Below are 23261 nucleotides of genomic sequence, written 5' to 3' on the forward strand. Positions count from 1 at the left end.
GGGGGTGGGGGGGGGGGGGGGGGGGGGGGGGGGGGGGGGGGGGGGGGGGGGGGGGGGGGGGGGGGGGGGGGGGGGGGTGGGGGGGGGGGGGGGGGGGCCCCCCGCCCCCCCCCCCCCCCCCCCCCCCCACTCCATGCGGCCGCGATGTGCAGATCTGGCGCGTTCTCCCGCCGGAACGCGCCATCGGCGCACATCACCGGCGGCGCCGAGTGCTGTCCGGGGGCTCTTCCGTCGGAAGAGATCTCAGAGGGCGGTGCGCTCCGGGCCGGGGAGCTCCTGGAGGTTGGCGCGCAGGTCGGGGTGCGGGAAGAAGCAGACCAGGACGAGGTCCGACGTCCCCGACGCGACCGTCGCGTGCGGCACCCCCGGCGGGAGGACGACCAGGTCACCGGCGCCGACGGCGGAGGGGACGTCGTCCTCCCACGCCGTGCCGGTGCCGGAGACGACGTAGACGAGCTCGGCGCTGTGCGGGTGGACGTGCGGCGTGCGCGGGCCGGGCGCGATCCGCACCACGCGGGCGCTCGCGCCGACGGCGAGGCCGGCCGGCAGCGGGTCGGCGGACGTGCGACCGGGCAGCGGGACGAAGTCCAGCTGCCCGGCCCGGACGACGGGCATGGGCGGGATCCCTACGAACCCTCGACGCCGACCTTCTCGATGACCTCCTGCACGAGCACCGCCTCGCCGTTGCGCTTGGAGGACTCGAGCACCGCCCGGACGACGCCCAGCGCGCGCACCGCCTCCACCGCGCCGACCTCGACGGTCGCCTGCCCGCGGATCGCCAGCCCGAACTCCTCCAGCTGCTCGCGGAACATGTCGGTGCGCGGCAGCTCGACCTTCTGCCGCTCGGACTCCCCGTAGAACTGGGACTTCAGCGACGACCAGTCGTCGGCCAGGTGCGACTCGTCCCAGTGCGTGAAGTCGAGGTCGTACATCAGGTTGGCCTTCGTGCCGAGCAGCTTCATCGTGTAGACGCCCGGCGACGCCCAGCCGGTGCCGATGTAGCCCAGCGGGCCGCTCTCGAACTCGAGGATCGCCATGACCGCGTCGGGCACCTCGGACTTCGTGTAGAGCTTGCGCGCGTGCGCGGTCACGCTCTTCACCGGGCCGAGCAGGAACTGCAGCGTGTCGGCGTGGTGCACGCCCAGCTGGATGAACGCCCCGCCCGGGCTCTTGTCGGCGTAGTAGCGCCAGGTCTGCGGGGTGAGCTCGAGACCGCGCTCGTTGGAGAAGTTCGCCTCGGCCAGCGAGATCTGCCCGATCCGGCCGTCGTCGAGCCAGCGCTTCATCTCCCGGTGGCCCGACAGCCGGCGCGAGCTGTGCCCGACGGCGAACACCTGCCCGGTGTCGGCGACCGCGGCGGCGATCCGGTTGGCGTCCTCCAGCGTGTGCGCGATCGGCTTGTCGGTGTAGACCGCCTTGCCCGCCTCCAGCGCCTGGATGATCACGTCCATGTGCGTGTCGTTCGGCGTCGTCACGAGCACACCCTCGACCCCCGGGTCGGCCAGCAGCTCCTCGTAGGACGACGCCGTGTTCGGGACGCCGAACTCCTCCTGGAACGCCGTCCGCTTCGCCTCGTCGCGGCTGAAGCAGCTGTAGATCTCGACGGCGTCGCCGCGCTGGATGCCGCGGGCCAGCACGCGGGCCCAGCGGCCGAGCCCGACCGATGCCAGTCGCACCTTGTCCGTGGAGGAGCTGTCCTGGGTCACGAATCCTGCCTTCCGTCGGATCGGATGTCGCGGGCTTTCAGGACGACGTCGAGGAGCTCCAGCACCCCGTCGGCGACGACCTTCGTGAACGTGGCCGCCCGGTCGGGCGTGGCCCACCGCGGGTTGCCGTACCAGCCGTCGGAGGCGAGCTCCGAGACGTCGGTGATGAAGCCGTAGACCTCGTGCGAGCGGCGCATGGCGTCCATCTCCAGCGCGCCCGGCGGGCGGGTCGGCTCGCCGGCCCGCTCGGCCTTCACCAGCGCCGGGTCGTGGGCCAGCACGGCGAGGGTCTCGATGCCGCCGCCGTGGGTCAGCTCGCCGCCCTCGTCGCGGTAGAGCCGCTGCGCGACGTAGCAGGCCTGCGCGGCGACGAACGTGCAGTCGAAGCGGTCCTGCAGGTCGGTGGCGACCGCGTTCATCGACGCGATGTTGCCCTCGTGCCAGTTGACCAGCACGAACGTCTGCACGCCCATGCGGATCAGCTCGGTGCAGATGTCGGTGAGCAGCGCCTCGAAGGTCTCCCGCCGCAGCGTGACCGTGCCGGGGTGCCCGGCGTGGATCGGCGTCACCCCGTACGGCCCGAACGGCGCGTAGACGGCGTCGAGCCGGTCGGCCACCTCCCGGGCGACCAGCTCCGCGGCGAAGGTGTCGGTGCCGTTGGGCAGGTGCGGCCCGTGCTGCTCGATGCTGCCGATCGGCAGGACGGCGGTGCGCGAGCGGGCGACGGCCTCGGCCGCCTCCGGGCTCGTCATGTCGGCCAGGTCGTACCTCATGCCCGCACCCCTCCCTCGACGACGGGATCGCGCAGCGGCTCGCCGCGCAGCAGCCGGGCGGCCTCGTCGGCGGCCTTGCGGCGCATGTCGGCCTCCGACTCGTCGGTGTACCAGGCCATGTGCGGGGTCAGCAGCACCCGCTCGGCGACCGGGTCGAACACCGCGGCGTCGACCGGCTCGGACGGGTAGACGTCGAGCGCGGCCCACCCGGGACGGCCGGCGGCCAGCCCCTCGAGCAGCGCCGGCAGGTCGACCAGCGATCCGCGGGCGGTGTTGACCAGCACGCTGCCGGGCTTCATCTCGGCCAGCTCGGCCGGCCCCAGCAGCGGCCGCCCCGACGGATCGCCGGGCGCGTGCAGCGTGACGACGTCGCTGGTGGCCAGCAGCTCCTCGAGCGGCACCGACGCCACGCCGTCCCCCGGCGGGACGTCGACGTACTCGTCGTGGGCGACCACGGCGAAGCCGAGCGCGCGCAGGTAGCCGGCCGCCTGGCGGCCGATCCGCCCGTACCCGACGACACCGGCGGTGGAGGCGCTCGGCAGGTGCAGCGGGCGCAGCCCGGCCACGCCCCAGCCGCCGGCACGCACCGTGCGGTCGGCGTCGGGCAGCCGGCGGAACAGCGCCATCGCCGCCGACACCGCGTGCACGGCGACCGCCTCGGTGCCGTAGTCGGCGACCCGGCCGACGGCGATCCCCCGGTCCCGCGCCGCGTCGAGGTCGATGGTGTCGACACCGATGCCGTAGCGCACGATCCCGCGGCAGCGCAGCCCGTCGAGGACGGCGGCGTCGAAGCGCGGCCGCGACCCGGCGAGCACCACCTCGGCGGTGGCGGCGACGGCCAGGATCTCCGCGGCGCTGCCGCCGTCGCCGAGCACCAGGTCGACCCCGAGCGGCCCGAGGACCTCCTCCTCGATCGCCAGGTCGGCGTAGCGCGTGCCGAGCACCGCGACCGTGCGGGATGTCACGCACACCACCTCCGGGACGACGACGGCGCCACTGTTGCCCAATCGTTTGCGCACGTCAAGCCTGCCCGTTCACGCGCGGTTTCGCGCCCATGGTGCGGACTCCTTGACAATCGCTGCGCATACGTTTGTATGAGCCTGCGCGGCACCGGAGCCAGCCTGGGAGGAACGCGATGGCGCACAGCTTCTTGGTCCACGCACCGGACGACGTCGTGGGCGTCGCGGTGCAGGACATCGACCCCGGGCAGGCCGTGCCCGGGAAGATCCAGTCCAACGGCCAGCCCCTGCAGCTCGACGTCCTCGACCCCGTCCCGCTCGGTCACAAGGTGGCGCTGCGCGACCTCCCCGCCGGCGAGCAGGTCGTCAAGTACGGCATCTCGATCGGCCGGGCCACCCGCGACATCCGGGCCGGCGAGCACGTCCACGTCCACAACGTCAAGGGAGAGCGCTGGGCATGAGCGCCGGACGTACGTTCCTCGGGTACCGCCGCGCCGACGGCAGCGTCGGCTGCCGCAACCACGTGGTCATCCTGCCGATCGACGACATCTCCAACGCCGCCGCCGAGGCCGTGGCGAAGGTCGTCCAGGGCACCACGGCCCTCCCCCACCCCTACGGGCGGCTGCAGTTCGGCCCCGACCTCGACCTGCACTTCCGCACGCTCATCGGCACCGGCGCGAACCCGAACGTCGCCGCCGCCGTGGTCATCGGCATCGAGCCGAACTGGACCAAGCGGGTGGCCGACGGCATCGCCGCCACCGGCAAGCCGGTCGCGGCCTTCTCCATCGAGGGCCTCGGCGACCTGAAGATCATCGAGCTGGCCAGCCGGGCGGCGGTGCAGATGGTGCACGACGCCACCGCGCTGCAGCGGGAGGAGATCCCGCTGACCGACCTGGTCATCAGCACCAAGTGCGGCGAGTCCGACACCACCTCGGGCCTGGGCTCCAACCCCACGATCGGCCGGTTCGCCGAGCGCTTCAGCAGCGCCGGCGGCACGTTCTTCTTCGGCGAGACCTCCGAGCTCACCGGCGGCGAGCACATCGTGGCCGACCGGATCACCGACCCGGTGCAGCGGGAGAAGTTCCAGCGCCTCTTCGACGAGCACCAGCGGATCATCCTCGAGCAGGAGGCGAACCTGCTCGGCTCGCAGCCGACCGAGGGCAACATCGCCGGCGGGCTGACGACGATCGAGGAGAAGGCGCTCGGCAACATCCAGAAGATCGGCCAGGCCAAGATCGACGGCGTCCTCGAGATGGCCGAGGCGCCCACCCGCCGCGGCCTGCACTTCATGGACACCTCCTCGGCGGCCGCCGAGTCGGTCACCCTCTTCGCCGCCGGCGGCGCCGCGCTGCACCTGTTCACCACCGGCCAGGGCAACATCATCGGCAACCCGATCGTCCCGGTGCTCAAGCTGACCGCGAACCCGAAGACGGTGCGCACGATGAGCGAGCACGTCGACCTCGACGTCTCGCCGCTGATCACCGCCGACATGACGCTGGACCAGGCGGCCGACCTCACCGAGGACGTCGTCGTGGCGACGGCCAGCGGCCGCTGGTGCGCCGCGGAGGTCCTGGGTCACAAGGAGTTCGTGCTCACGCGCCTGCACCGCACTGCGTGAGCGCTGTCGACCTCGCGGTCATCGTGGTGGCGATCGCCGCCGGCGCGTTCGTCAAGGGCGCGACCGGCGGCGGTCTCCCCCAGATCGCCATCCCGGTGATGGCGATCTTCCTCGGCGTGGAGCACGCGGTGGTGGTCATGGCGATCCCCGGGGTGGTCGCCAACGGCTGGCTGGTGTGGACGCACCGGGCCGAGGCGGGGCGCACCCGCGACCTGCCCGGCATGCTCGTCGCCGGCACGGTCGGCGCGGTCGCGGGCACGTTCCTGCTCACCTCGCTGGACGGGCGCATCCTCTCCGGCGTCCTGGCCGTGGTCATCATCGGCTACATCACCGTGGCCCTGCTGCGGCCCGGCTTCACCATCCCGGCCCGGGTGACCCGGGTGGCCAGCCCGCCGGTGGGGCTGGTGGCCGGCGGGCTGCAGGGCGCCACCGGCATCTCCGGCCCGCTGCTCACCACCTGGCTGCACGGCTTCGGCCTGCCGCCGCGCGCGTACGTCTTCGCGCTGTCGTCGCTGTTCTTCGTCTTCGCCGCCGTCCAGGCGGTCACCCTGGCCGCCGTCGGCCTCTACACGCCGTCCCGGCTGGTCGAGAGCCTGCTCGCGCTGCTGCCGATCCTGCCGTTCCTGCCGCTCGGGTCGGCCGCCGCCCGCCGGCTCTCGCCCCGCACCTTCCAGCGCGTCGTCCTGGTTCTCCTGGCGGCGTCGGTGGTCTCGCTCCTGCACGACACCTTCGCCGGAGGCAGCGCATGACCGACGCCAAGGTGGAGGCGGTCGTCGCCCACTGGTACCCGCGCTTCCTGGCCAACGGCATCGACTTCTTCGACCTGCGGCGCACGCTCGCCGCCGTCGACGACTGGGCCGACTGGGCGCCGGCGTGGACGCAGGCCGCCGACCGGTACGAGGAGCTCGGCCGCGCCGCCCTCGCCGCTGGGCACCGGGTGACCGCCGCCGAGCACCTGCGCCGGACGGCGCTGACCCTGCAGTTCGCCCAGTTCGTGCTCACCGACGACCGGCCGCGGCGCGCCGCGCTGCAGGCCCGCATGGCCGCGGTCTACCGGGAGGCGGCACCGCTGCTCGACCCGCCCGCCGTCCGCACGGTGGTGCCGTACGGCGAGGGCCGGGAGGTCGTCGGCTACCTGCGCGTGCCGCGCGGCGCGAGCTCTCCCGGCCTGGCGGTGCTGCTGCCCGGTCTGGAGTCGACCAAGGAGCAGTTCAGCACCTACGAGCCGTACTTCCTGCGCCGCGGCGTGGCCACCCTGTCGGTGGAGGGGCCGGGGCAGGGCGAGGGCGCGTTGTCAGCACCGTTCCGCGACGAGCTCTACGGGACGGCGGTGGCCTGCGTCGGCGAGGCGATCGCCGGGTTCCGCGGGGTGGACACCCGGCGGGTCGCCGTCGTCGGCACCAGCTTCGGCGGCTACCTGGCGCTGCGGCACGCGACCCGGCTGCCCGGCCTGCGCGCCGTCGTCGACATCGCCGGGCCCTACGACCTGCACGCGTTCGGCGAGCTGCCCGAGGTGACCCGGGAGGGCTTCCGCGAGTTCGTCGGCGCGGACGACGAGGAGCAGGCCCGCGCGCTGCTGGCCGACGTCACGCTGGACGGTGCGCTCGACCGCCTGCGGGTGCCGGTGCTGGTCGTGCACGGCGAGCAGGACCGGATCATCCGCGCCGGGCACGCGCACCGGATCGGCGCCGCGCTGGGCGAGCGCGGCACCGTGCGCCTGGAGCCGGACGGCAACCACTCGTGCAACAACCTGGCCCCCGTCGTGCGACCGGCCGTCGCCGACTGGGTCTCCGACCGACTGGGAGGCACGTTGTGACCGATGCACTGCACCTGCGCACCGTCGCGCAGGACGTTCTGGGCGGCTACGGCGACGGCATGCAGGTCATGCGCGAGGGCGACGCCGTCTACGTCGGCCACTTCGGCCCGAGCGGCATGGGCACCAGCGTGCTCGACGCCTCCGACCCGACGCGGCTGCGGCTGGTGAAGCAGTGGCGGGCGCCGCACGGCAGCCACACCCACAAGGTGCAGGTGGCCGACGGCCTGCTGCTGGTCAACCACGAGCAGTTCCGCGGCGGCGACCCGTACAGCGCCGGCATGGCGGTCTACGACCTGGCCGACCCGTTCGACCCGCAGCAGGTCGGCTGGTTCGACTCCACCGGCAAGGGCGTGCACCGCATCGTCTGGGAGGGCGGCCGCTACGCCTACGTCTCCGCGATCCCCGAGGGCTTCGGCGACCGCATCTGGGTGGTCGTCGACCTGGCCGACCCGCGCAACCCGGTCGAGGCCGGCCGCTGGTGGTGGCCCGGGCAGCGGGACGGCGAGGAGCCGACCTGGCCGGCCGGGAAGCGCTACGCCGCGCACCACGCGCTGGTCGACGGCGACCGCGCCTACCTCGGCTACGGCGACGCCGGCCTGGTGGTGCTCGACATCGCCGACCGGTCCAACCCCAAGCAGCTGGCGACGCTCAACTGGGAACCGGGCGGGGACACCCACACCTGCCTGCCCCTGGCGGGCCGCGACCTGCTGGTGGTCACCGACGAGGTGGTCACCGACGGCCGCACCGGGGAGCCGCACTACGCGCGGATCGTCGACGTCGCCGACCCGACCGCCCCCCGGGTCGTCGGGATCTGCCCGCCGCCGCCCGACGAGTTCTACGACCACGGCCTGCGCTTCGGCCCGCACAACCTGCACGAGAACCGGCCGGGCACCTACCGCAGCGCCACCCTGGTGTTCTGCACGTACTTCAACGCCGGCCTGCGGGTCTACGACGTCGCCGACGCAGAGCACCCGGTCGAGGTCGCGCACTGGGTGCCGGACACGCCGCCGGGCCAGCAGGCGCCGCAGATCAACGACGTCTTCGTCGGGGCGGGGTTCGACATCTGGGTCACCGACCGGGTCACCGGTGGGGTCTACCGCCTGGAGGCCGACGACGAGCTGGCCGCGCGGATGCGGGACGCCGCGCTGTGACCACCGACGTCCACGCCCACTGCGTGCCGGTCGGCGTGCTGGAGACCCTGCGCGCCGAGGGCGGGCGCCACGGCATCGAGGTGGCGCAGGCCGACGGCCGCTGGGCGGCGACCATCGCCGGGCGGGTGCGCACCCGGCCGATGGTGCCGGGGCTGCTCGACCTCCCCCGCCGGCTGGCGGCCATGGACGCCACCGGCGTCGACGTGCAGCTGCTGTCGAGCTGGATCGACCTGACCGCCTACGCCCTCGACGCCGACGTCGGCGCCCGGTACTCGCGGATGTTCAACGAGGGGCTGGCGGCCACGGTGGCCGAGGCGCCCGACCGGTTCCGGGCCCTGGCGACCGTGCCGCTGCAGGCGCCGGAACGGGCCGCCGAGGAGCTGCTCACCGCGGTCAAGGCGCTCGGCATGGTGGGCGCCGAGATCGCGACGACGGTGGACGGCGCCGAGCTCGACGACCCGTCGCTCGAGCCGTTCTGGGCCTGCGCCGAGGAGCTGCGCTGCCTGCTCGTCGTCCACCCGTACGCCTCGCTGGCGGGGCGGAACGTGTCCCGGTACGGGCTCGCCAACCTGGTCGGCAACCCGGCCGAGTCGACGATCGCGCTGGGGCACCTGCTCTTCGGCGGCGTGCTGGAGCGCCACCCGGGGCTGCGGCTGTGCGTGGTGCACGGCGGCGGGTTCGCGCCCTACCAGGTGGGCCGGTGGGACCGCGCCTACGCCACCGGCGCGCGCGGGGCGGCCGAGCACCTCACCCGCTCCCCCGGCGAGTGGCTGCGCTCGGTCTACTTCGACACCGTCCTGCACTCGCCGCGGTCGCTGCGCCACCTCGTCGACGTCGTCGGCGCCGACCGGGTGGTGCTGGGCAGCGACTACCCGTTCGTCATGGGCGAGCCCGAACCGGTGCGCGCGCTGGCCGCCGTGGCCGACCTCGACGACCGGCAGCGGCACGCGATCCTGCAGGGCAACATCGCCGCGGTCCTCGACGGGATCGCGCGGTGAGCGGGCCGTCGTTCAGCGACGCCGAGCTCGCTGACCGGCGCCGGCGGGTCGAGGAGGTCGCGGTGGCGCTCGGCCTGGACGCCGTCGTCGTGTACGGCGCCAACCGGTTCGGCAGCGCCGTCCCGTGGCTGACCGGCTGGCCGGTCACCCGGGAGGCCGTCGTCGTCCTGCGGCCCGGCCGGCGGCCGCAGCTGTTCGTCGGCTTCCCGAACCACGTGCCCAACGCCCGCCGGCTGGCCCGGGACGCCGACGTCGACGGCGTCGGCGAGCGCACCGAGGAGACCGTGGTCGCGGCGCTGCGGGCCGGCGGCCCGGTCGGGCGGATCGGCACGATCGGCCCGGTGCCGGTGCGCATGCACGACGCCCTGATCGGCCTCGGCGCCGTCGTGCCGCTGGACGCCCAGCACACCCGGCTGCGCAGCGTGAAGAGCGACGAGGAGCTGGCGGTGCTCCGGCACGCGGCGGCGCTCACCGACGCCTCGGCGGCCGCCCTGGTCGCCGCCGCCGTCCCGGGCGCGACCGAGCTCGACCTGGTCGCCGCCGTCGAGAGCTCCTACGTGCGCACCGGGGCGACCAACCACATCCACTACGTGGCGGCCACCTCCATGGCCGACCCCGACCGCCCGGCGCCGGCGCAGTGGCCGACCGACCGCCGGCTGGAGCCCGGGTCGGTCGTGCTCTTCGAGCTGTCCACCAGCTGGGGCAGCGACTACCCGGGGCAGCTGCTGCGCACGGTCGCCGTCGAGGCCGACCCGACGCCGCTGTACCGGGAGCTGCACGAGGTGGCCGAGGCGGCGCTGGCCGGGATCGCCGCCCGGCTGCGGCCCGGGGTGCTGCCGGCGGAGCTGCTCGCGGCCGCCGACGTCGTCCCCGGCGCCGGCTTCACCACGCTCGACGACCTCGTGCACGGCTTCGGCGGCGGCTACCTCCCACCGGTGCTCAGCCACCGCGGCCCGGCGACCGGGGTGCACGCCGAACCGCTGGCCGAGCGGATGACCGTCGTCGTCCAGCCCAACGTGGTCACGCCCGACCTGCGGGCCGGGGTGCAGACCGGCGAGCTGTTCGAGATCACCGCCGACGGCGCCCGCTCGCTGCACGCCTTCCCGCCGGGTCTGCTGCGCGGCGGCCCGCGCTAGGAACCCCCGGACGGCGACCGGTAGGAAGGGCGCATGGCCGAACCCTTCCCCACCGTCGCCGAGCTCGCCGCCGAGGAGGCCGAGCTGCAGTTCACCTCGTTCACCAACGACGACGCGTGGGAGCTGGGCTCGGCGCTGGTGGCCACCGCCCGCCGCGACCGGCTGCCGGTGGCGATCGCGATCACCCGCAACGGCCACGGGCTGTTCAAGGCGGCGCTGACCGGCGCCACGCCCGACAACGACACGTGGATCGAGCGGAAGACGCGGGTGGTGCAGCGCTTCGGGCACAGCAGCCTGTACGTGCGGCAGGCCAGCGTCGAGCGCGGCACCACCTTCGAGGAGGAGTTCGGCCTCGACCCGCAGCAGTACGCCGCGCACGGCGGCGCCTTCCCGGTCCTCGTCCGGTCGGTGGGCCCGGTCGGCGCCGTCGTCGTCTCGGGTCTGCCGCAGCTGCAGGACCACCGCGTGGTCGTCGCGGCCCTCCGCGAGCACCTGGCCCGTCAGGCCGCCTGACGCGTCGCGGCTCGGCAGCGGGCGATCCGCGCGCACCGGGCGATGCGGGCGGCCTCGACCTCCGGCACGACCGGCAGCGGCGTCGTCCCCTCCAGCTCGTCGCCGTCCAGCGCGAACCGGCCGTGCAGCGGCGCGGCCAGCCGGCGGACCTTGAGGTTGTGCGCGTCCATGAGCCAGAGCAGCGAGCGCACGCCGGCGTCGCCCGCGGCCACCCCGACGACGTCGACGAGCAGCCGGCCGATGCCCAGCCCCTGGTAGCGGTCGACCACCTCCAGCGCCACCTCGGCCAGCTCGGGGTCGTCCCTGTCGCGGATGTAGCGCCCGATGCCGACCGGCTCGCCGTCGACCTCGGCGACCCAGCACCCGTGCCGGTCGTGGTCGACGTCGGTCAGCGCCCGCAGCACCGCGGGCAGCAGCGCCGGGATCGGCGCGAGGAAGCGCATCCGGCGCGAGTGCGCCGACATCCCGTCGAAGACCGCCTGGACCGGTCCGGTCTCGCCGTCGGCGAGCGGACGGACGACGACCCGCGGCAGCGACAGGCCCCGCCGGCCGGCGACCTCGAGCGACGGCATCCCATCGGCGGCCGTCGTGAGCGTGATCATCTCCGTCTCCTCCGCCCGGCGGATCGGGGAGGCTGCCGGGCTGCGGACCAGGCTGCCGACGGCGTCTTTCGCGGACCTTCCGCGCGGCGGGCCCGGGGCGGACGCCGCGGAAGGCCACCGGAAGGCGGTCGCCCGACCCTCGCCCCATGACCTCGACGACGTCCCCTCCCGTCCGCACGGGCGCCGACCTGCTGGCCGGTGCGCGTGCGTGCGTACCGCTGGTGATCGGCCTGGCCCCCTTCGGCCTGACCGTCGGCGCCGCGGTCGGCGCCAGCGCCGACCCGGTCGCCGCCTGGTTCGGCAGCCTGCTGGTCTTCAGCGGCAGCGCCCAGCTCGCCCTGCTGCAGCTGCTGGGCGACGGCGGTGCGCTGTGGACCGCGGTCGCCGTCGCCGTCCTCGTCAACGCCCGGCTGCTGGTGTACAGCGGTGGGCTGGCCGCGCTGTGGACCGGTGCCCCGCTGTGGGCGAAGGTGCTGGGTGCCGCGACGATCGTCGAGCCGACGTGGGCGGTGGCCGAGCAGCGCCGCCGCTCCGGGGCCCCGCCGGCCGGCGCGCTGGCGCACTACGCCGGCGCCGCGATCGCGATGGCCGTCGGCTGGATGGTCGCCATCAGCGCCGGGATGGTGGTCGGCGGCGTCGACGGTCTCGCCGCGCACCTCTCCGTCGCCGTCCCGCTGTGCCTGGTCGTGCTGGTCGTCCCGCACCTGCGGCTGCCCGGCGGCGTCGCCGCGGTCGCGGCCGGCGCGGCCACGGCCCTGGTGGCCTCGGCGGTGGTCCCGGGTGCGGAGGTCCTGCCCGCCATGGCCGCCGCGGCGCTGGCCGGCGGGCTGGCGGAGCGGGGGCGGTCGTGAGCGCCGTCTGGACCGCCGTCCTGGTGGTCGGCGGGGTGAGCCTGGTGTTCCGGTTGCTGCCGCTGGTCGTCGTCGAGCGGACCGGGCTGGGCGAGCGGACGGCGGCCGTGCTGCGGCACGCCGCCGCGGGGGCGATCGCGGCGCTGGTGGTGCTGAGCGTCGCGGGCGGCAGCGGCGGGCCCGACCCCGCGGTGCTCGCCGCGCTGGCCGTGGGCGGGGTCGTCGCGTGGCGCGGCGGCTCGATCGTGCGGGTCGTGCTCGCCGGCGGGGGCGTCTACGCCCTGGTGGCGCTGGGCGCCGCCCTGGTATGACCGCGGGCGTGGGAGTGCGGGTCCGCCTGCTCGGCGGCTTCGCCGCGGAGGTCGACGGGCGCCCCGTCGACGCCGCCGCCTTCGCCCGGCGCAGCGCCCCGGCGCTGGTCGGGCTGCTGGCGCTCGCGCCGGCACACCGGCTGCACCGCGAGCGGGTGATGGACGCGCTGTGGCCCGACTCGGCTCCCGAGGACGCGGCGAACGCCCTGCACAAGGCGGCGCACTACGCCCGCCGCGCCCTGGGCGCCGCGGACGGGGTCGTCCTCCGCAAGGATCTCGTGTCGCTGTTCCCCGGCCAGGACGTGGAGGTCGACGCGGCCGCCTTCGAGGCGGCCGCGCGGGCCGCGCTGAAGGCCGGCGACGCGGCGGCCGCGGTGCGGGCGCTCGACACCTGGGCCGGCGAGCTGCTGCCCGACGAGCCGTACGCGCCGTGGGCCGACGGCCCGCGCCAGCACCACGCCCGGCTGCGCCGGGAGCTGCTCCGGGTGGCCGGCCGGTGGACCGAGCTGGTGGCCGCCGACCCCACCGACGAGCCGGCTGCGCTCGGGCTGGCCGGCGAGCTGCTGGCCGCCGGCGACCGGTCCGGTGCCCTGCGGCAGATCGCCCGCATCGAGTCGGTGCTGCGCGAGGAGCTGGGCATCGGGCTCAGCGCGGAGGGGCGGGCGCTGCGCGCCGGCGCGCTGGGCGGCCCCGACCGCCTGCCGCCCCGGCCGGGCGCCCGCCCCGCGCCGCGGGAGGCCCCGCTGGCCCGCCAGACCCTCGGCTCCTGCCGGGCCTCGGACGGCGTCCGACTGGCCTACGCCACGAGCGGCAGCGGGCCACCGCTGGTCAAGGTGGCCAACTGGCTGACCCACCTCGACCACGACTGGGGCAGCCCGGTCTGGTCGCACTGGTGGCGGGAGCTGTCCCGCGACCACACCCTGGTCCGCTACGACGAGCGGGGCTGCGGCCTGTCCGACCGGGACGTCGACGCCGACTCGTTCACGCTCGAGGCCTGGGTGCGCGACCTGGAGACCGTCGTCGACACCCTCGGCCTCGAGCGGTTCCCCCTCCTCGGGCTCTCGCAGGGCGGGCCGATCGCCGTCACCTACGCCGCCCGGCACCCCGAGCGCGTCTCGCACCTGGTCGTGTACGGCACCTGCGCGCAGGCGCTGTGGCCGCGGGCGAGCGCGGCGCTGCGCAGCGAGCTGGTGGCGCTCGGCCAGCTGCTGCGGGTGTCGTGGGGCTCGGAGACGCCCGGCTTCCACTCGGTCTACGACGCCCGCTTCCTCCCCGACGGCCCGGTGGAGCTGTGGCGGGCGTTCGACCGGCTGCAGCGGCGCTCCACCTCGCCGGAGAACGCCTTCCGGCTGTGGAGCGCGTTCGGGCGGCTCGACGCCTCGGCGGCCGCGCGGCAGCTCGACGTCCCGACGCTGGTCCTGCACCCGCGCGGTGACCTCGTCTGGTCGTTCGAGGAGGCCGAGGAGCTGCACGCCGCCATCGCCGGCAGCCGCCTGGTGGCGCTCGACAGCCGCAACCACATCCTGCGGGCCGACGAGCCGGCGTTCGCTCACTTCCTCCGGGAGGTGCGGGCCTTCCTCGGCGGCTCGGGCGGCTCCTCGGCGGCGTCGTCGGTGACGAGCTCGTAGCGGCGGCCGTAGGTCTCGACGACCGCCTGGATCGCGGCGACGACCGGGATGGAGACCAGGGCGCCCAGCGCCCCGAACAGCGACGCCCCGGCGATGACCGAGCCGAGCGCGACCGCCGGGTGGATGTTCACCGTGCGGGCGGTCACCCGCGGCCCGATCAGGTAGTTCTCGACCTGCTGGTAGACGGTGCCGAACACGACCACCCACAGGGCGTCGAACGGGTCGACGGCGAGGGCGACCAGGGCGGGCAGGCCGATGGCGAGGTAGGTGCCGATGGTGGGGACGAACTGGGAGACCAGGCCGGTCCACAGCGCCAGCGGCAGCCAGAACGGCACGCCCAGCACCAGGAGGACGACGGCGGTCACGACCGCGCTGACCACGGCCAGGACGAGCCGGGAGACGACGTAGCCGCCGGTCTTCTCCACGGCGATCTCCCAGACCGTCGAGATGACCCGCTGCTGCCGCGGCGGGAAGCGGCGGGCGACGCTGCGGCGCAGCGCCGGCGCCTGGGCGGACATGTAGTAGGCGAACAGCAGGAAGGTGAAGGTCTGGAAGAGGGCGCCGATCAGCGTGGTGACGACGCCGACCAGTCCCGGCGTGAGGTCCTGCGCCAGGTCCTGGATCCGCTCCGGCGTGAGCTGCAGCGAGTCGACGACGTCCCCGGCCGCCAGGTCGGTGTCGAAGCTGCGGTTGACCCAGTCGACGACGTCCCGGACGACGTCGGGCAGCGCCCGCACCAGGGCGGCGACCTGGTCGACCAGCAGGGCGCCGAACACCGCGAAGAAGCCGACGGTGAGGACGACCAGCGCGGACAGCACGATCCCGGTGGCCCCGCCGCGGCGCACGCCCCGCCGCACGAGCGCGGCGACGACCGGCTCGATGCTGATCGCGAACAGCCAGGCCAGGAACAGCAGGCCGAGGAAGCCGCGCAGGTTGGTGAACGCCCAGAGCACCACCTGGTAGGCCGCCACCGCCGCCAGCACCAGCAGCAGCGCGCGGCGCAGCCACGGCGGCTCCCGCCGTCCGGCGGTGCCCGGCCCGCCCCCGTCCGCTGCGCTCCCTGCCACGGCGGCACGCTAGATCCCCGACCCGGCCCGTGGCAGGGGACGCGCCCGGAGGTCACCGGGGAGGGGGATGCACCGTCCCGCCCGCCCGGCCCCGGCGACCCGGTCAGCGGGCCCGGAGGGCCCGGAGCTCGCCGACCAGCCGCTCGGTGCGCGGGACGGCGACCCCGTGGCGGGCGGCCGCCCGGAGCACCGCTCCCCCGATCGCCTCCAGCTCCAGCGGCCGGCCGGCCTCGGCGTCGCGCTGCATCGACGAGCGCATGCCGGCGGGCAGCCCGGCGAAGAACCCGACGATCCCGTCCGGGTCGACCGGCACGCCCTCGGCGCGGGCGACGGCGGCCACCTCCCCGACGACGGCGGCGACGTCGTCGGGACGGCGGTCGCGGACCACCCCGACCGGCGCCGCCTCGTGCGTGGTGAGCAGCGCGAACGGGGCGAGGAACGCGAGCTTGCCCCACAGCGCCGCCCGCTCGTCGTCCACGACGGTGGTGTCGACGCCGGCGGCGCGCAGGTCGGCGGCCAGCTCCTCGGCACGGCCCCGCAGAGCGGCCGCCGGGGCCAGCTCGACGCGGACGAACGGGCTGTCGTGCCGCACCTCCCCCGGCGCCACGCGGCTGGCCTCCACCCGGATGGTGCCGGCCATGACCGCGGCCCCCGGGTAGCGCTCGCGCAGCACCGCCATGTGCTCGACGCCGTTGAGGAACGGCACCAGCAGCGCCCCGCCGAGCACGTCGGCCGGGACCCGGTCGAGCGCGGCGTCGAGCTGGGTCGCCTTGACCGTGACCAGGCAGGCGTCCACGGGGTCCGCGAGCCGCTCGGCCGCGGCGACCGGGACGGCGAAGTCGCCCAGCAGCCCGCTGCGGACGGCGATCCCGCGCTCGGCGAGGGCGGCGACCGTCGACGCCCCGGCCAGGCAGGTCACCGCCGTCCCCCGCCGGGCGAGGGCAGCGGCCAGCAGCCCGCCCACCCCACCCGGACCCAGCACCGCGACGGCGTCCACGGCGGGCACCGTAGCGCCGGGGTCAGTGGCCCGTCAGCGCCGTCATCGCCCGGTCGAGCAGTGTGGCCGGGCGGCCGGTGCGCCGCTCCCGGCCGTCGAGCAGCGCCGCCAGCCGGAAGCCGGCGTTCACGCCCACCCACCGCAGCGGCTCGGGCTCGAAGCGCCGCGACCGGTGGCCCACCCACGGCAGGCGGGTGATCGGGGTGTCGTCCCCGCAGATCAGGTCGGCGAGCGTCCGCCCGGCGAGGTTGGTGAGCGCGACGCCGTCCCCGCTGTAGCCGCCGGCCGCGGCGAGCCCGGTCGCCCTGTCCAGCGTGACCGACGGCCACCAGTCCCGCGGCACGCCCAGCGGCCCACCCCAGCGGTGGGTGATCGTCGCGTCGGCGAGCGCCGGGAAGAGCTCGACGAGGCTGCGCCGCAGCTGCTCGTGCACGCCACGGGCCCGCTCCGACGCCGGGTCGATCCGCGAGCCGAAGCGGTACGGCGCGCCGCGGCCGCCGAAGGCGATCCGGCCGTCGCGGGTGCGCTGGCCGTAGACCAGGAGCCGGCGGTCGTCGTTGAGGGTCTCCCGCCCCGCCCAGCCGGTCTCCGCCCAGAAGTCGTCGGGCAGGGGCTCGGTGGCCAGCATCAGCGAGTAGACCGGCACCAGCGCGCGGCGCGCGCCGGGCAGGGCCGGCGTGAAGCCCTCGGTCGCCCGGACCACCACCCGGGCGAGCACGTCGCCGTGCGGCGTGCGGGCCCGGTGCGGCTCGATCCCGGTCACCGGCGTGCCCTCGTGCAGCACGACGCCGCGCCGCTCGACGGCGTCGGCCAGCCCGCGCACCAGCCGGGCCGGGTGGACGGCGGCGCAGTGCGGGGTGTGCGTGGCGCCGAAGGCGCCGTCGGCGGCCACCCGCTCGCGCAGCTCCGCGCGGGAGAGCCAGCGCAGGTCGTCCTCGCCGAGGTCCCACTCGCGCGCCCGCGCGACCGCCGCCCGCAGCCGCCGCGCCTGCAGCTCGGAGGTGGCGAGGCGGAGGTAGCCGCCCTTGTCGGCGTGCGCGTCGATGCCCTCGTCCGCCGCCACCCGGAGCACCTCGTCGACGGTGGCCTCGGCGGCGCGCTGCCAGGCCAGGGCCGCGTCGCGCGAGGACGCCGCGGCCACCGTCTCCAGCGACACCGGCAGCAGCCCCGACACCCAGCCGCCGTTGCGGCCGGAGGCGCCGAACCCGGCGAACTCGGCCTCCAGGACCACGATCCGCAGCCCGGGGTCGCGCCGGGCCAGGTAGTAGGCGGTCCACAGCCCGGTGAAGCCGGCGCCGACGACCACCACGTCGGCCTCGGTGCCGCCGGGCAGCGGCGGCCGCCGCCGGTCCAGCTCGCCCTCGGGCAGCGTGGCGTGCCAGAGCGACAGGGAACGGCGATCCTGGGGCACGTCGCCAGCCTGCCGCATGCCCCCCGAGGAGAGCCCGTGCGCCGCACCGCCGCCGTCGTCGCCGTCCTCGCGCTGGTCCTCCCCGGCTGCGGCGCCGAGGCGCCGCCCGAGCCGACCGTCGCCGACGCCCCGGGCGAGGAGCTCGACGCCCTGACGATCCCCGAGCTGCAGGAGCGGATGGCCGCCGGCGACCTGACCGCCGTGGAGCTGACCGAGACGTACCTGGCGCGCATCGAGGCCCTGGACGACGACCTGGGCGCCGTCCTGCACGTCAACGAGGACGCCGTCGCCGAGGCGGAGGAGAGCGACCGGGTGCGCGCCGGATCGGGCCCGCGCAGCCCGCTGGAGGGCATCCCGGTGCTGCTCAAGGACAACATCGACACCGCCGACCTGCCCACCACCGCCGGGTCGCGCGCCCTGCTGGGCAGCGAGCCGGACGACGCCACGATCACCCGCCGGCTGCGGGAGGCCGGCGCGGTGGTGATCGGCAAGGCCAACCTCTCCGAGTGGGCGTTCTTCCGCGGCGAGGGCGGGACCAGCGGGTGGAGCGCCGTCGGCGGCCAGACGCACAACCCGCACGTGCTCGACCGCAACCCGTGCGGCTCGTCCAGCGGCTCGGCGGTCGGCGTGGCGGCCAGCCTGGCGCAGGTGGCCGTCGGGACCGAGACCGACGGGTCGATCGTCTGCCCGGCCGGCACCACGGGGATCGTCGGGCTCAAGCCGACGCTGGGCCTGGTCAGCCGCGACGGGATCGTGCCGCTCTCGGCCGAGCAGGACACCGCCGGGCCGATGGCGCGGCACGCGGTCGACGCGGCGGTCCTGCTGGCCGTCCTCGCCGGGGCCGACCCCGCCGACCCGGCCACCGCGGAGATCCCCGCCGACCTCGACGCCGACCCCGCCGCGCTCGACCCGGCGGCGCTCGACGGCGCCCGGATGGGGGTGTGGACGCTCACCCCCGAGCAGTCCGAGGCCGTCGACGACGCCACCGAGGCCGTGTACGAGCGCGCGGTGAAGGTGCTGGAGGCGGCCGGGGCGACCACGGTGGAGGTCGAGCTGCCGTACCAGGCCGGGATCCTCGAGGGCGAGACGCCGGCGCTGCTGGCGGAGTTCCACCGCGACGTCGACGTCTACCTGGCGGCCACGCCGGGCGACCACCCGGAGGACCTGGCCGGGCTGATCGCCTTCAACGAGCAGGACGACGTCGAGCTCGAGCACTTCGGGCAGGAGCTGTTCGAGCAGGCGCTGGCCGCGCCGGTGCCCGAGGAGGACCCGTCGGTGGCCGAGCTGCGGGCCACGATCCGCGACCTGGCCCGCCGGTCGGTCGACGAGGTGCTGGCCCAGGGGCTGGGCACCGAGGACGACCTCGACGCGATCGTCGGGCTGACCGGCACCCCCGCCTGGGTCACCCGCTACCTCGACGAGGACGGCGCCGGCGACGAGTTCGTGTACAGCACCTCGACGCCCGCCGCGGTGGCCGGCTACCCGAGCATCGCGGTGCCGGCCGGGTTCGCCGGGCCCGAGGAGGCACTGCCGGTGGGCATCACGTTCTTCGGCGCCCGCTGGTCGGACGCGGCCCTGCTGGACCTGGCCGCCGCGTTCGAGGCCGCCTCCCCCGCCCGCCGAGCCCCGGAGTACCTGGCCACCGTCGGCTGAGCCTGTGGAAACGGCCGGCGGGCTCGGCGCGGGAGCTGACACCGTGCCGCCATGACGACCGTGCCGAGCCCCGAGAGCCCCGTCCGCTCCGCCGCCGAGCTCACCGCCCGCTGGGCGGGCCTGCTCGAGCCGCCGGTGTTCCGCCGCCGCAGCCTCTGGCTGGCCTGGGTGGCCCCCGACGGCCTGATGCTGCCGCTGGTCCTGCCCGTCGACGACGTCCCGCCGGTGCCCGACCGGTTGCTGCTGTCGGGCCTGCTCGACCTGCACGAGGCGATCTGCGAGCAGGGTCTGCCGCGCGGCAGCCACCTGGCGATGGCCCTCTGCCGGCCGGGCGCGCCGGCGATGCGGCTGGACGACGCCGAGTGGGTCGACGCGCTGCACGACGTCCTCGACGGCGCGGCGGAGGGCACGTGGAGCCTGCACCTCGCCGCGGGGGGCGCGGTCACCGAGCTCGTCGGGCCGCCGGAGGGCCCCCTCGCGCGGTAGGAACGGCGCATGACCGGTCGAGACGCGTCCGTCGACGAGTACGTCGCCGCGCTGCCCGACGACGTGCGGCCGGTCCTGGAGGGCCTCCGCGACGCGGTGCACGCCGCCGTCCCGGGAGCCGGCGAGACGATCAGCTACAAGATGCCGACGTTCACCCTCGACGGCCGGCCGCTGCTGCACGTCGCCGCCTGGAAGCGGCACATCGGCCTCTACCCGTTCCCCGAGCTCGACGGCGAGCTTGGTGCCGCGCTCGAGCCCTACCGCGGCACCGACAGGGGCACCATGCGCCTGCCCCTCGCCCGCCCGATCCCCTACGAGCTGGTGGGCCGGATGGCCGCCGCGCTGGCCCGGCAGCGCGACTAGGTGTCCTTCGCGTTCACCGACCGCCGCCCCGGCGGGCGGCTCGGCCGCTACGTCGAGTCGGTGTGGCACGCCTCCGGGCAGATCCCCTACCGCCGGGAGCGGATCGCGCCGACCGGTTCCACCGTCGCCGGGATCTTCCTCGGGCCGCCGATCCGGCAGACGCCGGACGGCGGGCCGCCCTTCCTCGCCGACACCGGTTTCCTCATCGGCCCGCACGACCGGCCGCTGGGCAACGAACCGACCGGGCGGACCGAGGTGGTCGGCGTGGTCACCACCCCGGTCGGCTGCCGGGCCGCCCTCGGTGTCGACCCGGCCCCGCTGCGCGGCCGGGTCGTCGACCTGCTCGCCGCCTGGCCGGCGGCCCGCGCCCTGCGGAGGCGGCTGCTGGACCTCGGCGACGACGCCGGGGCGCTGCTCGACGCGACCGAGGAGGCCCTCACCGCCGGCCTGGACGAGTCCGTGCCCGGCCTGGACCGGTGCGCCGCCGCGGTGGCCGCGCTGGAGGCCGACCCGGCCCGGCCGATCGCCGAGCTCGCCGCCGGGCTCGGGGTCTCGCACGGCCACCTCGACCGGCAGTTCACCCGGGTGGTCGGGTTGAGCCCGCGCACGCTGGCCCGGGTGCTGCGGGTGCGCCGGCTGCTGGAGCGGATCGACGTGCAGGACCGGGTCGCCTGGACCGAGCACGCCGCCGAGCTGGGCTGGTACGACCAGGCGCACCTGGTCCGCGACGTCGCCCGCGCCACCGGCGTGCCGCCCTCGGCCTACGTCGCGGCGCAGCGGGCCCACCTCTCCCCCGGCGAGCAGGCGCCCGGGTTCGTGCCCGACCCGGGGTGAAATCCGTCCAAGACAGCCGAGCCGGCGACGGTCACGCTGCCGCCATGGCCCGCCCTCCGCTCCGCACCGCCTTCACCGCCTCCCGCACCCTCGACGTCCCCGCCGACCGGGTGTGGCACCAGCTCACCGACTGGCCGGCCGCGGCCGGCTGGCTCGGCGTCGACGCGATCCGCGCCGAGGGACCCACGGCCGTGGGGACGGCGCTGACGTTCACCGCCCGGGGCCGGGAGCGGCGCAGCGAGATCGTGGCCCTGGACCCGGGCCGCTCGCTCACCCTCCGGTCGGTGCAGGGCGGCGTGACGGCCGACTACCGCTACTCGGTCGAGCCGGCCGACGGGGGCAGCCGGCTCGAGCTGGTGGCCGACGTCGGCACCCGCGGGCCGTGGGGCCTGCTGGCGCCGGTGATCCGGGCGGCGATCCGCCGCCAGGACGCGGGCCAGCTCGACGCGCTGGCCCGCGCCGTGGGTCAGCGGCTGCGGTAGGGCTCCGTCACCGGCTGCGTCACCGGCTGCGTCACCGGCTCCGGTACAGCCGGGTGGTCAGCGGGAGGAACACCAGCGCGAGCACGGCGGCGACGGCGAGCGAGACCACGATCGCCGTGCCGTCGGGTTCGCCCTCCATCAGCGACCGCGACGCCGTGGCCAGGACCGAGATCGGGTTGACGTCGACGAACGCCTCCAGCGGCCCGGGCAGGGTGGTCGGGTCGACGAACACGTTGGACAGGAACGTCAGCGGGAAGATGCCCATGAAGCCGGCGTTCATGACCGCGTTCGGCGAGCGCAGCAGCAGGCCGAGCACCGAGAACACCCACGACAGCCCGAACGAGAAGACGACGACCAGGCCCAGCGCCCCGAGGACGCCGAGCACTCCCCCGTCGGGCCGGTACCCGAGCGCCAGCCCCAGCGCGATGATCACCGTGCCGGCGATGACGTAGCGGACGCTGTCGCCGAGCAGCGAGCCCAGCAGCGGCGCCGGGCGCCAGATGGGCAGCGACCGGAACCGGTCGACCACGCCCTTGGTCAGGTCGGTGTTCAGCGAGACGCCGGAGTAGACGGTCGTGAACAGCACCGACATCACCAGGATGCCGGGCAGCACGTACTCGAGGTAGGCGCCGGTGGAGCCGGCGATGGCGCCGCCGAACAGGTAGGTGAACATCAGCACGAACATCACCGGCGTGACCGTGACGTCGAGCAGCTGCTCGGGGACGTGCTTGACCTTGAGCATGCCCCGCCAGCCGAAGGTGAGCGCGGTCGACAGCCGGCCGGGGCGCGGCGGGCGGGTGGTGCCGGCGATCGCCCGGCGGACGGCGGCGGTGTCGGCGGCAGCCGTGGTCTCGGTGGCGGTGGTCATGACGGCTGCTCCTGCAGGGTCGGCTCGTCGGCGGCCGGCTCGGCGGCGTGACCGGTGAGGGCGAGGAAGACCTCGTCGAGGCTGGGCTGGGACAGGGCGAAGTCGGCGATGCCGATGCCGGCGCGCGCCAGCGCGGCGACGCCCTCCGCGGCGAGGGCGGCGTCGGCGCACGACGCCGACAGCGCGGCGGGATCGGGTTCGAGCACCGGCGGGCCGACCACCCGCTCGAGGACGGCGGCCGCCTCCGGGCGCTGCCCGGGGTCGAGCAGCCGCACGTGCAGCCCGCCGGAGCCGACCGAGGCCTTGAGCTGGCCGGGGGTGCCCTCGGCGATGACGCGGCCCTTGTCGATGACGGCGATGCCGTCGGCGAGCTGGTCGGCCTCCTCCAGGTACTGGGTGCAGAGCAGGATCGTCGTCCCGCCGGCGACCAGCGCCCGCGCGATCTCCCACACCTGGTTGCGCGAGCGCGGGTCGAGGCCCGTGGTGGGCTCGTCGAGGAACATCAGCTCCGGCGTCACGACGATGCTGGCGGCGATGTCGAGCCGGCGGCGCATGCCGCCGGAGTAGTTCTTCACCAGCCGACCGCTCGCCTCGGCGATGCCGAACGCCTCGAGCAGCTCGTCGGCCCGCGCCCTGGCCGCGGGGCGGCCCAGGCCGAGCAGCCGGCCCAGCAGGATCAGGTTCTCCCGGCCGGTCAGCTCCTCGTCGACCGACGCCAGCTGCCCGGTGAGGCTGACCGCGCCGCGGACGGCGTCGGCGTCGGCGACGATGTCGTGCCCGAGCACCCGCGCGCTGCCGCCATCGGGCGCGATGAGGGTGGCGAGCATGCGGATGGTGGTGGTCTTGCCGGCCCCGTTCGGCCCGAGCACGCCGTAGATGGCGCCGGCCGGCACGGCCAGGTCGATGCCGGCCACGGCCTGGGTGCTGCCGAACGACTTGGTCAGGCCGGTCGCCTCGATGGCCAACGGCGTCTGGGTCATGTCCTCGTCCTCTCCGCGCTGCGTCGTCGCCAGCGTCGGGGTTCAAGCCGACTCGAGG

At 75.7% G+C, this 23261-nt stretch carries 26 protein-coding genes; 16 read left to right on the plus strand and 10 right to left on the minus strand.

Annotated elements, in window-relative coordinates:
* Window positions 1-243: 243 nt before the first annotated feature.
* The 4 genes from ACI797_RS14305 to ACI797_RS14320 are packed head-to-tail and all read right to left on the minus strand — an operon-like array spanning window position 244 to window position 3444.
* Window positions 244-615, minus strand: coding sequence for a cupin domain-containing protein (locus tag ACI797_RS14305; protein WP_456859342.1), 372 nt, complete (start codon window positions 613-615; stop codon window positions 244-246).
* Window positions 616-626: 11 nt separating this feature from the next.
* A complete protein-coding gene (locus tag ACI797_RS14310; protein ID WP_456859343.1) occupies window positions 627-1706 on the minus strand; it encodes a Gfo/Idh/MocA family protein in 1080 nt (359 codons plus the stop codon).
* Entirely contained in the window at window positions 1703-2479 is a 777-nt protein-coding gene (locus ACI797_RS14315) for a creatininase family protein (protein WP_456859344.1), read from the minus strand. Before ACI797_RS14315 ends, ACI797_RS14310 begins: the two co-directional genes overlap by 4 nt.
* Window positions 2476-3444, minus strand: a complete 969-nt coding sequence (locus ACI797_RS14320) for a C-terminal binding protein (RefSeq protein ID WP_456859345.1) — start codon at window positions 3442-3444, stop codon at window positions 2476-2478. The genes ACI797_RS14315 and ACI797_RS14320 overlap by 4 nt, the downstream gene beginning before the upstream one ends.
* A gap of 170 nt (window positions 3445-3614) precedes the next feature.
* Here ACI797_RS14320 and ACI797_RS14325 point away from each other — a divergent pair, with 170 nt between their 5' ends.
* Genes ACI797_RS14325 through ACI797_RS14360 form a run of 8 tightly spaced genes read left to right on the plus strand, consistent with a single transcriptional unit; the run spans window position 3615 to window position 10670 of the window.
* Window positions 3615-3899 carry a UxaA family hydrolase gene (locus ACI797_RS14325; RefSeq protein WP_456859347.1) on the plus strand — a complete coding sequence of 95 codons (285 nt, stop codon included), beginning with the start codon at window positions 3615-3617 and terminating at the stop codon, window positions 3897-3899.
* A complete protein-coding gene (locus ACI797_RS14330; protein WP_456859349.1) occupies window positions 3896-5056 on the plus strand; it encodes a UxaA family hydrolase in 1161 nt (386 codons plus the stop codon). The genes ACI797_RS14325 and ACI797_RS14330 overlap by 4 nt, the downstream gene beginning before the upstream one ends.
* A complete protein-coding gene (locus ACI797_RS14335) occupies window positions 5053-5805 on the plus strand; it encodes a sulfite exporter TauE/SafE family protein (protein WP_456859350.1) in 753 nt (250 codons plus the stop codon). Before ACI797_RS14330 ends, ACI797_RS14335 begins: the two co-directional genes overlap by 4 nt.
* Window positions 5802-6872 (plus strand): alpha/beta hydrolase family protein, encoded by a 1071-nt coding sequence (locus tag ACI797_RS14340; RefSeq protein WP_456859352.1) that lies wholly within the window; start codon window positions 5802-5804, stop codon window positions 6870-6872. Before ACI797_RS14335 ends, ACI797_RS14340 begins: the two co-directional genes overlap by 4 nt.
* Window positions 6869-8023 carry an LVIVD repeat-containing protein gene (locus ACI797_RS14345; RefSeq protein ID WP_456859353.1) on the plus strand — a complete coding sequence of 385 codons (1155 nt, stop codon included), beginning with the start codon at window positions 6869-6871 and terminating at the stop codon, window positions 8021-8023. Before ACI797_RS14340 ends, ACI797_RS14345 begins: the two co-directional genes overlap by 4 nt.
* A complete protein-coding gene (locus ACI797_RS14350) occupies window positions 8020-9021 on the plus strand; it encodes an amidohydrolase family protein (protein ID WP_456859354.1) in 1002 nt (333 codons plus the stop codon). The genes ACI797_RS14345 and ACI797_RS14350 overlap by 4 nt, the downstream gene beginning before the upstream one ends.
* Window positions 9018-10157, plus strand: a complete 1140-nt coding sequence (locus ACI797_RS14355) for a M24 family metallopeptidase (RefSeq protein WP_456859355.1) — start codon at window positions 9018-9020, stop codon at window positions 10155-10157. Before ACI797_RS14350 ends, ACI797_RS14355 begins: the two co-directional genes overlap by 4 nt.
* 33 nt (window positions 10158-10190) lie before the next feature.
* Window positions 10191-10670, plus strand: a complete 480-nt coding sequence (locus ACI797_RS14360; protein WP_456859356.1) for a heme-degrading domain-containing protein — start codon at window positions 10191-10193, stop codon at window positions 10668-10670.
* Here the strand turns inward: ACI797_RS14360 and ACI797_RS14365 are convergent.
* The gene (locus ACI797_RS14365) at window positions 10658-11272 is read right to left on the minus strand and encodes an N-acetyltransferase family protein (protein ID WP_456859357.1); all 615 of its coding nucleotides are present in this window, start codon (window positions 11270-11272) and stop codon (window positions 10658-10660) included. The genes ACI797_RS14360 and ACI797_RS14365 overlap by 13 nt on opposite strands.
* A gap of 146 nt (window positions 11273-11418) precedes the next feature.
* Here ACI797_RS14365 and ACI797_RS14370 point away from each other — a divergent pair, with 146 nt between their 5' ends.
* From ACI797_RS14370 to ACI797_RS14380, 3 genes are read left to right on the plus strand one after another with little or no spacing between them, the layout of a single operon-like run.
* Window positions 11419-12123: an AzlC family ABC transporter permease gene (locus ACI797_RS14370; RefSeq protein ID WP_456859359.1), complete on the plus strand. Its 705-nt coding sequence runs from the start codon at window positions 11419-11421 to the stop codon at window positions 12121-12123.
* Window positions 12120-12434, plus strand: a complete 315-nt coding sequence (locus ACI797_RS14375) for an AzlD domain-containing protein (protein WP_456859360.1) — start codon at window positions 12120-12122, stop codon at window positions 12432-12434. The genes ACI797_RS14370 and ACI797_RS14375 overlap by 4 nt, the downstream gene beginning before the upstream one ends.
* A gap of 8 nt (window positions 12435-12442) precedes the next feature.
* Window positions 12443-14062 (plus strand): alpha/beta fold hydrolase, encoded by a 1620-nt coding sequence (locus ACI797_RS14380; RefSeq protein WP_456859361.1) that lies wholly within the window; start codon window positions 12443-12445, stop codon window positions 14060-14062.
* Here ACI797_RS14380 and ACI797_RS14385 read toward each other — a convergent pair.
* The 3 genes from ACI797_RS14385 to ACI797_RS14395 all read right to left on the minus strand — a co-directional run bounded on the left by ACI797_RS14385 (window position 13984) and on the right by ACI797_RS14395 (window position 17537).
* Window positions 13984-15129 (minus strand): AI-2E family transporter, encoded by a 1146-nt coding sequence (locus ACI797_RS14385; RefSeq protein WP_456859362.1) that lies wholly within the window; start codon window positions 15127-15129, stop codon window positions 13984-13986. The two genes, ACI797_RS14380 and ACI797_RS14385, sit on opposite strands and share 79 nt — an antisense overlap.
* Window positions 15130-15232: 103 nt before the next feature.
* Window positions 15233-16126 carry a ketopantoate reductase family protein gene (locus tag ACI797_RS14390; RefSeq protein WP_456859363.1) on the minus strand — a complete coding sequence of 298 codons (894 nt, stop codon included), beginning with the start codon at window positions 16124-16126 and terminating at the stop codon, window positions 15233-15235.
* Window positions 16127-16148: 22 nt separating this feature from the next.
* The gene (locus ACI797_RS14395; RefSeq protein ID WP_456859364.1) at window positions 16149-17537 is read right to left on the minus strand and encodes an NAD(P)/FAD-dependent oxidoreductase; all 1389 of its coding nucleotides are present in this window, start codon (window positions 17535-17537) and stop codon (window positions 16149-16151) included.
* Between the two features lie 36 nt (window positions 17538-17573).
* On the opposite strand from ACI797_RS14395, the gene ACI797_RS14400 reads away from it, so the two are divergent.
* The 5 genes from ACI797_RS14400 to ACI797_RS14420 are packed head-to-tail and all read left to right on the plus strand — an operon-like array spanning window position 17574 to window position 21355.
* The gene (locus tag ACI797_RS14400; protein ID WP_456859365.1) at window positions 17574-19190 is read left to right on the plus strand and encodes an amidase; all 1617 of its coding nucleotides are present in this window, start codon (window positions 17574-17576) and stop codon (window positions 19188-19190) included.
* A gap of 51 nt (window positions 19191-19241) precedes the next feature.
* A complete protein-coding gene (locus ACI797_RS14405; RefSeq protein WP_456859366.1) occupies window positions 19242-19676 on the plus strand; it encodes a hypothetical protein in 435 nt (144 codons plus the stop codon).
* A 9-nt stretch (window positions 19677-19685) separates the two neighbouring features.
* Window positions 19686-20039 (plus strand): iron chaperone, encoded by a 354-nt coding sequence (locus ACI797_RS14410; protein ID WP_456859367.1) that lies wholly within the window; start codon window positions 19686-19688, stop codon window positions 20037-20039.
* Window positions 20040-20873, plus strand: a complete 834-nt coding sequence (locus ACI797_RS14415; RefSeq protein WP_456859368.1) for a helix-turn-helix domain-containing protein — start codon at window positions 20040-20042, stop codon at window positions 20871-20873.
* Between the two features lie 44 nt (window positions 20874-20917).
* The gene (locus ACI797_RS14420; RefSeq protein WP_456859369.1) at window positions 20918-21355 is read left to right on the plus strand and encodes an SRPBCC family protein; all 438 of its coding nucleotides are present in this window, start codon (window positions 20918-20920) and stop codon (window positions 21353-21355) included.
* A gap of 31 nt (window positions 21356-21386) precedes the next feature.
* Here the strand turns inward: ACI797_RS14420 and ACI797_RS14425 are convergent, their stop codons facing one another.
* A complete protein-coding gene (locus ACI797_RS14425; RefSeq protein WP_456859370.1) occupies window positions 21387-22223 on the minus strand; it encodes an ABC transporter permease in 837 nt (278 codons plus the stop codon).
* Entirely contained in the window at window positions 22220-23203 is a 984-nt protein-coding gene (locus ACI797_RS14430) for an ATP-binding cassette domain-containing protein (RefSeq protein WP_456859372.1), read from the minus strand. Before ACI797_RS14430 ends, ACI797_RS14425 begins: the two co-directional genes overlap by 4 nt.
* Window positions 23204-23261 lie beyond the last annotated feature (58 nt).

It is taken from the genome of Geodermatophilus sp. SYSU D00691 (assembly GCF_054050275.1).

Bases quoted from the DNA above. Each gene is read 5' to 3' on its own strand.
- ACI797_RS14305 (WP_456859342.1), bottom strand. From the start codon at position 615: ATGCCCGTCGTCCGGGCCGGGCAGCTGGACTTCGTCCCGCTGCCCGGT.
- ACI797_RS14315 (WP_456859344.1), bottom strand. From the start codon at position 2,479: ATGAGGTACGACCTGGCCGACATGACGAGCCCGGAGGCGGCCGAGGCC.
- ACI797_RS14325 (WP_456859347.1), top strand. From the start codon at position 3,615: ATGGCGCACAGCTTCTTGGTCCACGCACCGGACGACGTCGTGGGCGTC.
- ACI797_RS14330 (WP_456859349.1), top strand. From the start codon at position 3,896: ATGAGCGCCGGACGTACGTTCCTCGGGTACCGCCGCGCCGACGGCAGC.
- ACI797_RS14340 (WP_456859352.1), top strand. From the start codon at position 5,802: ATGACCGACGCCAAGGTGGAGGCGGTCGTCGCCCACTGGTACCCGCGC.
- ACI797_RS14360 (WP_456859356.1), top strand. From the start codon at position 10,191: ATGGCCGAACCCTTCCCCACCGTCGCCGAGCTCGCCGCCGAGGAGGCC.
- ACI797_RS14365 (WP_456859357.1), bottom strand. From the start codon at position 11,272: ATGATCACGCTCACGACGGCCGCCGATGGGATGCCGTCGCTCGAGGTC.
- ACI797_RS14370 (WP_456859359.1), top strand. From the start codon at position 11,419: ATGACCTCGACGACGTCCCCTCCCGTCCGCACGGGCGCCGACCTGCTG.
- ACI797_RS14405 (WP_456859366.1), top strand. From the start codon at position 19,242: ATGACGACCGTGCCGAGCCCCGAGAGCCCCGTCCGCTCCGCCGCCGAG.
- ACI797_RS14410 (WP_456859367.1), top strand. From the start codon at position 19,686: ATGACCGGTCGAGACGCGTCCGTCGACGAGTACGTCGCCGCGCTGCCC.
- ACI797_RS14420 (WP_456859369.1), top strand. From the start codon at position 20,918: ATGGCCCGCCCTCCGCTCCGCACCGCCTTCACCGCCTCCCGCACCCTC.
- ACI797_RS14425 (WP_456859370.1), bottom strand. From the start codon at position 22,223: ATGACCACCGCCACCGAGACCACGGCTGCCGCCGACACCGCCGCCGTC.
- ACI797_RS14430 (WP_456859372.1), bottom strand. From the start codon at position 23,203: ATGACCCAGACGCCGTTGGCCATCGAGGCGACCGGCCTGACCAAGTCG.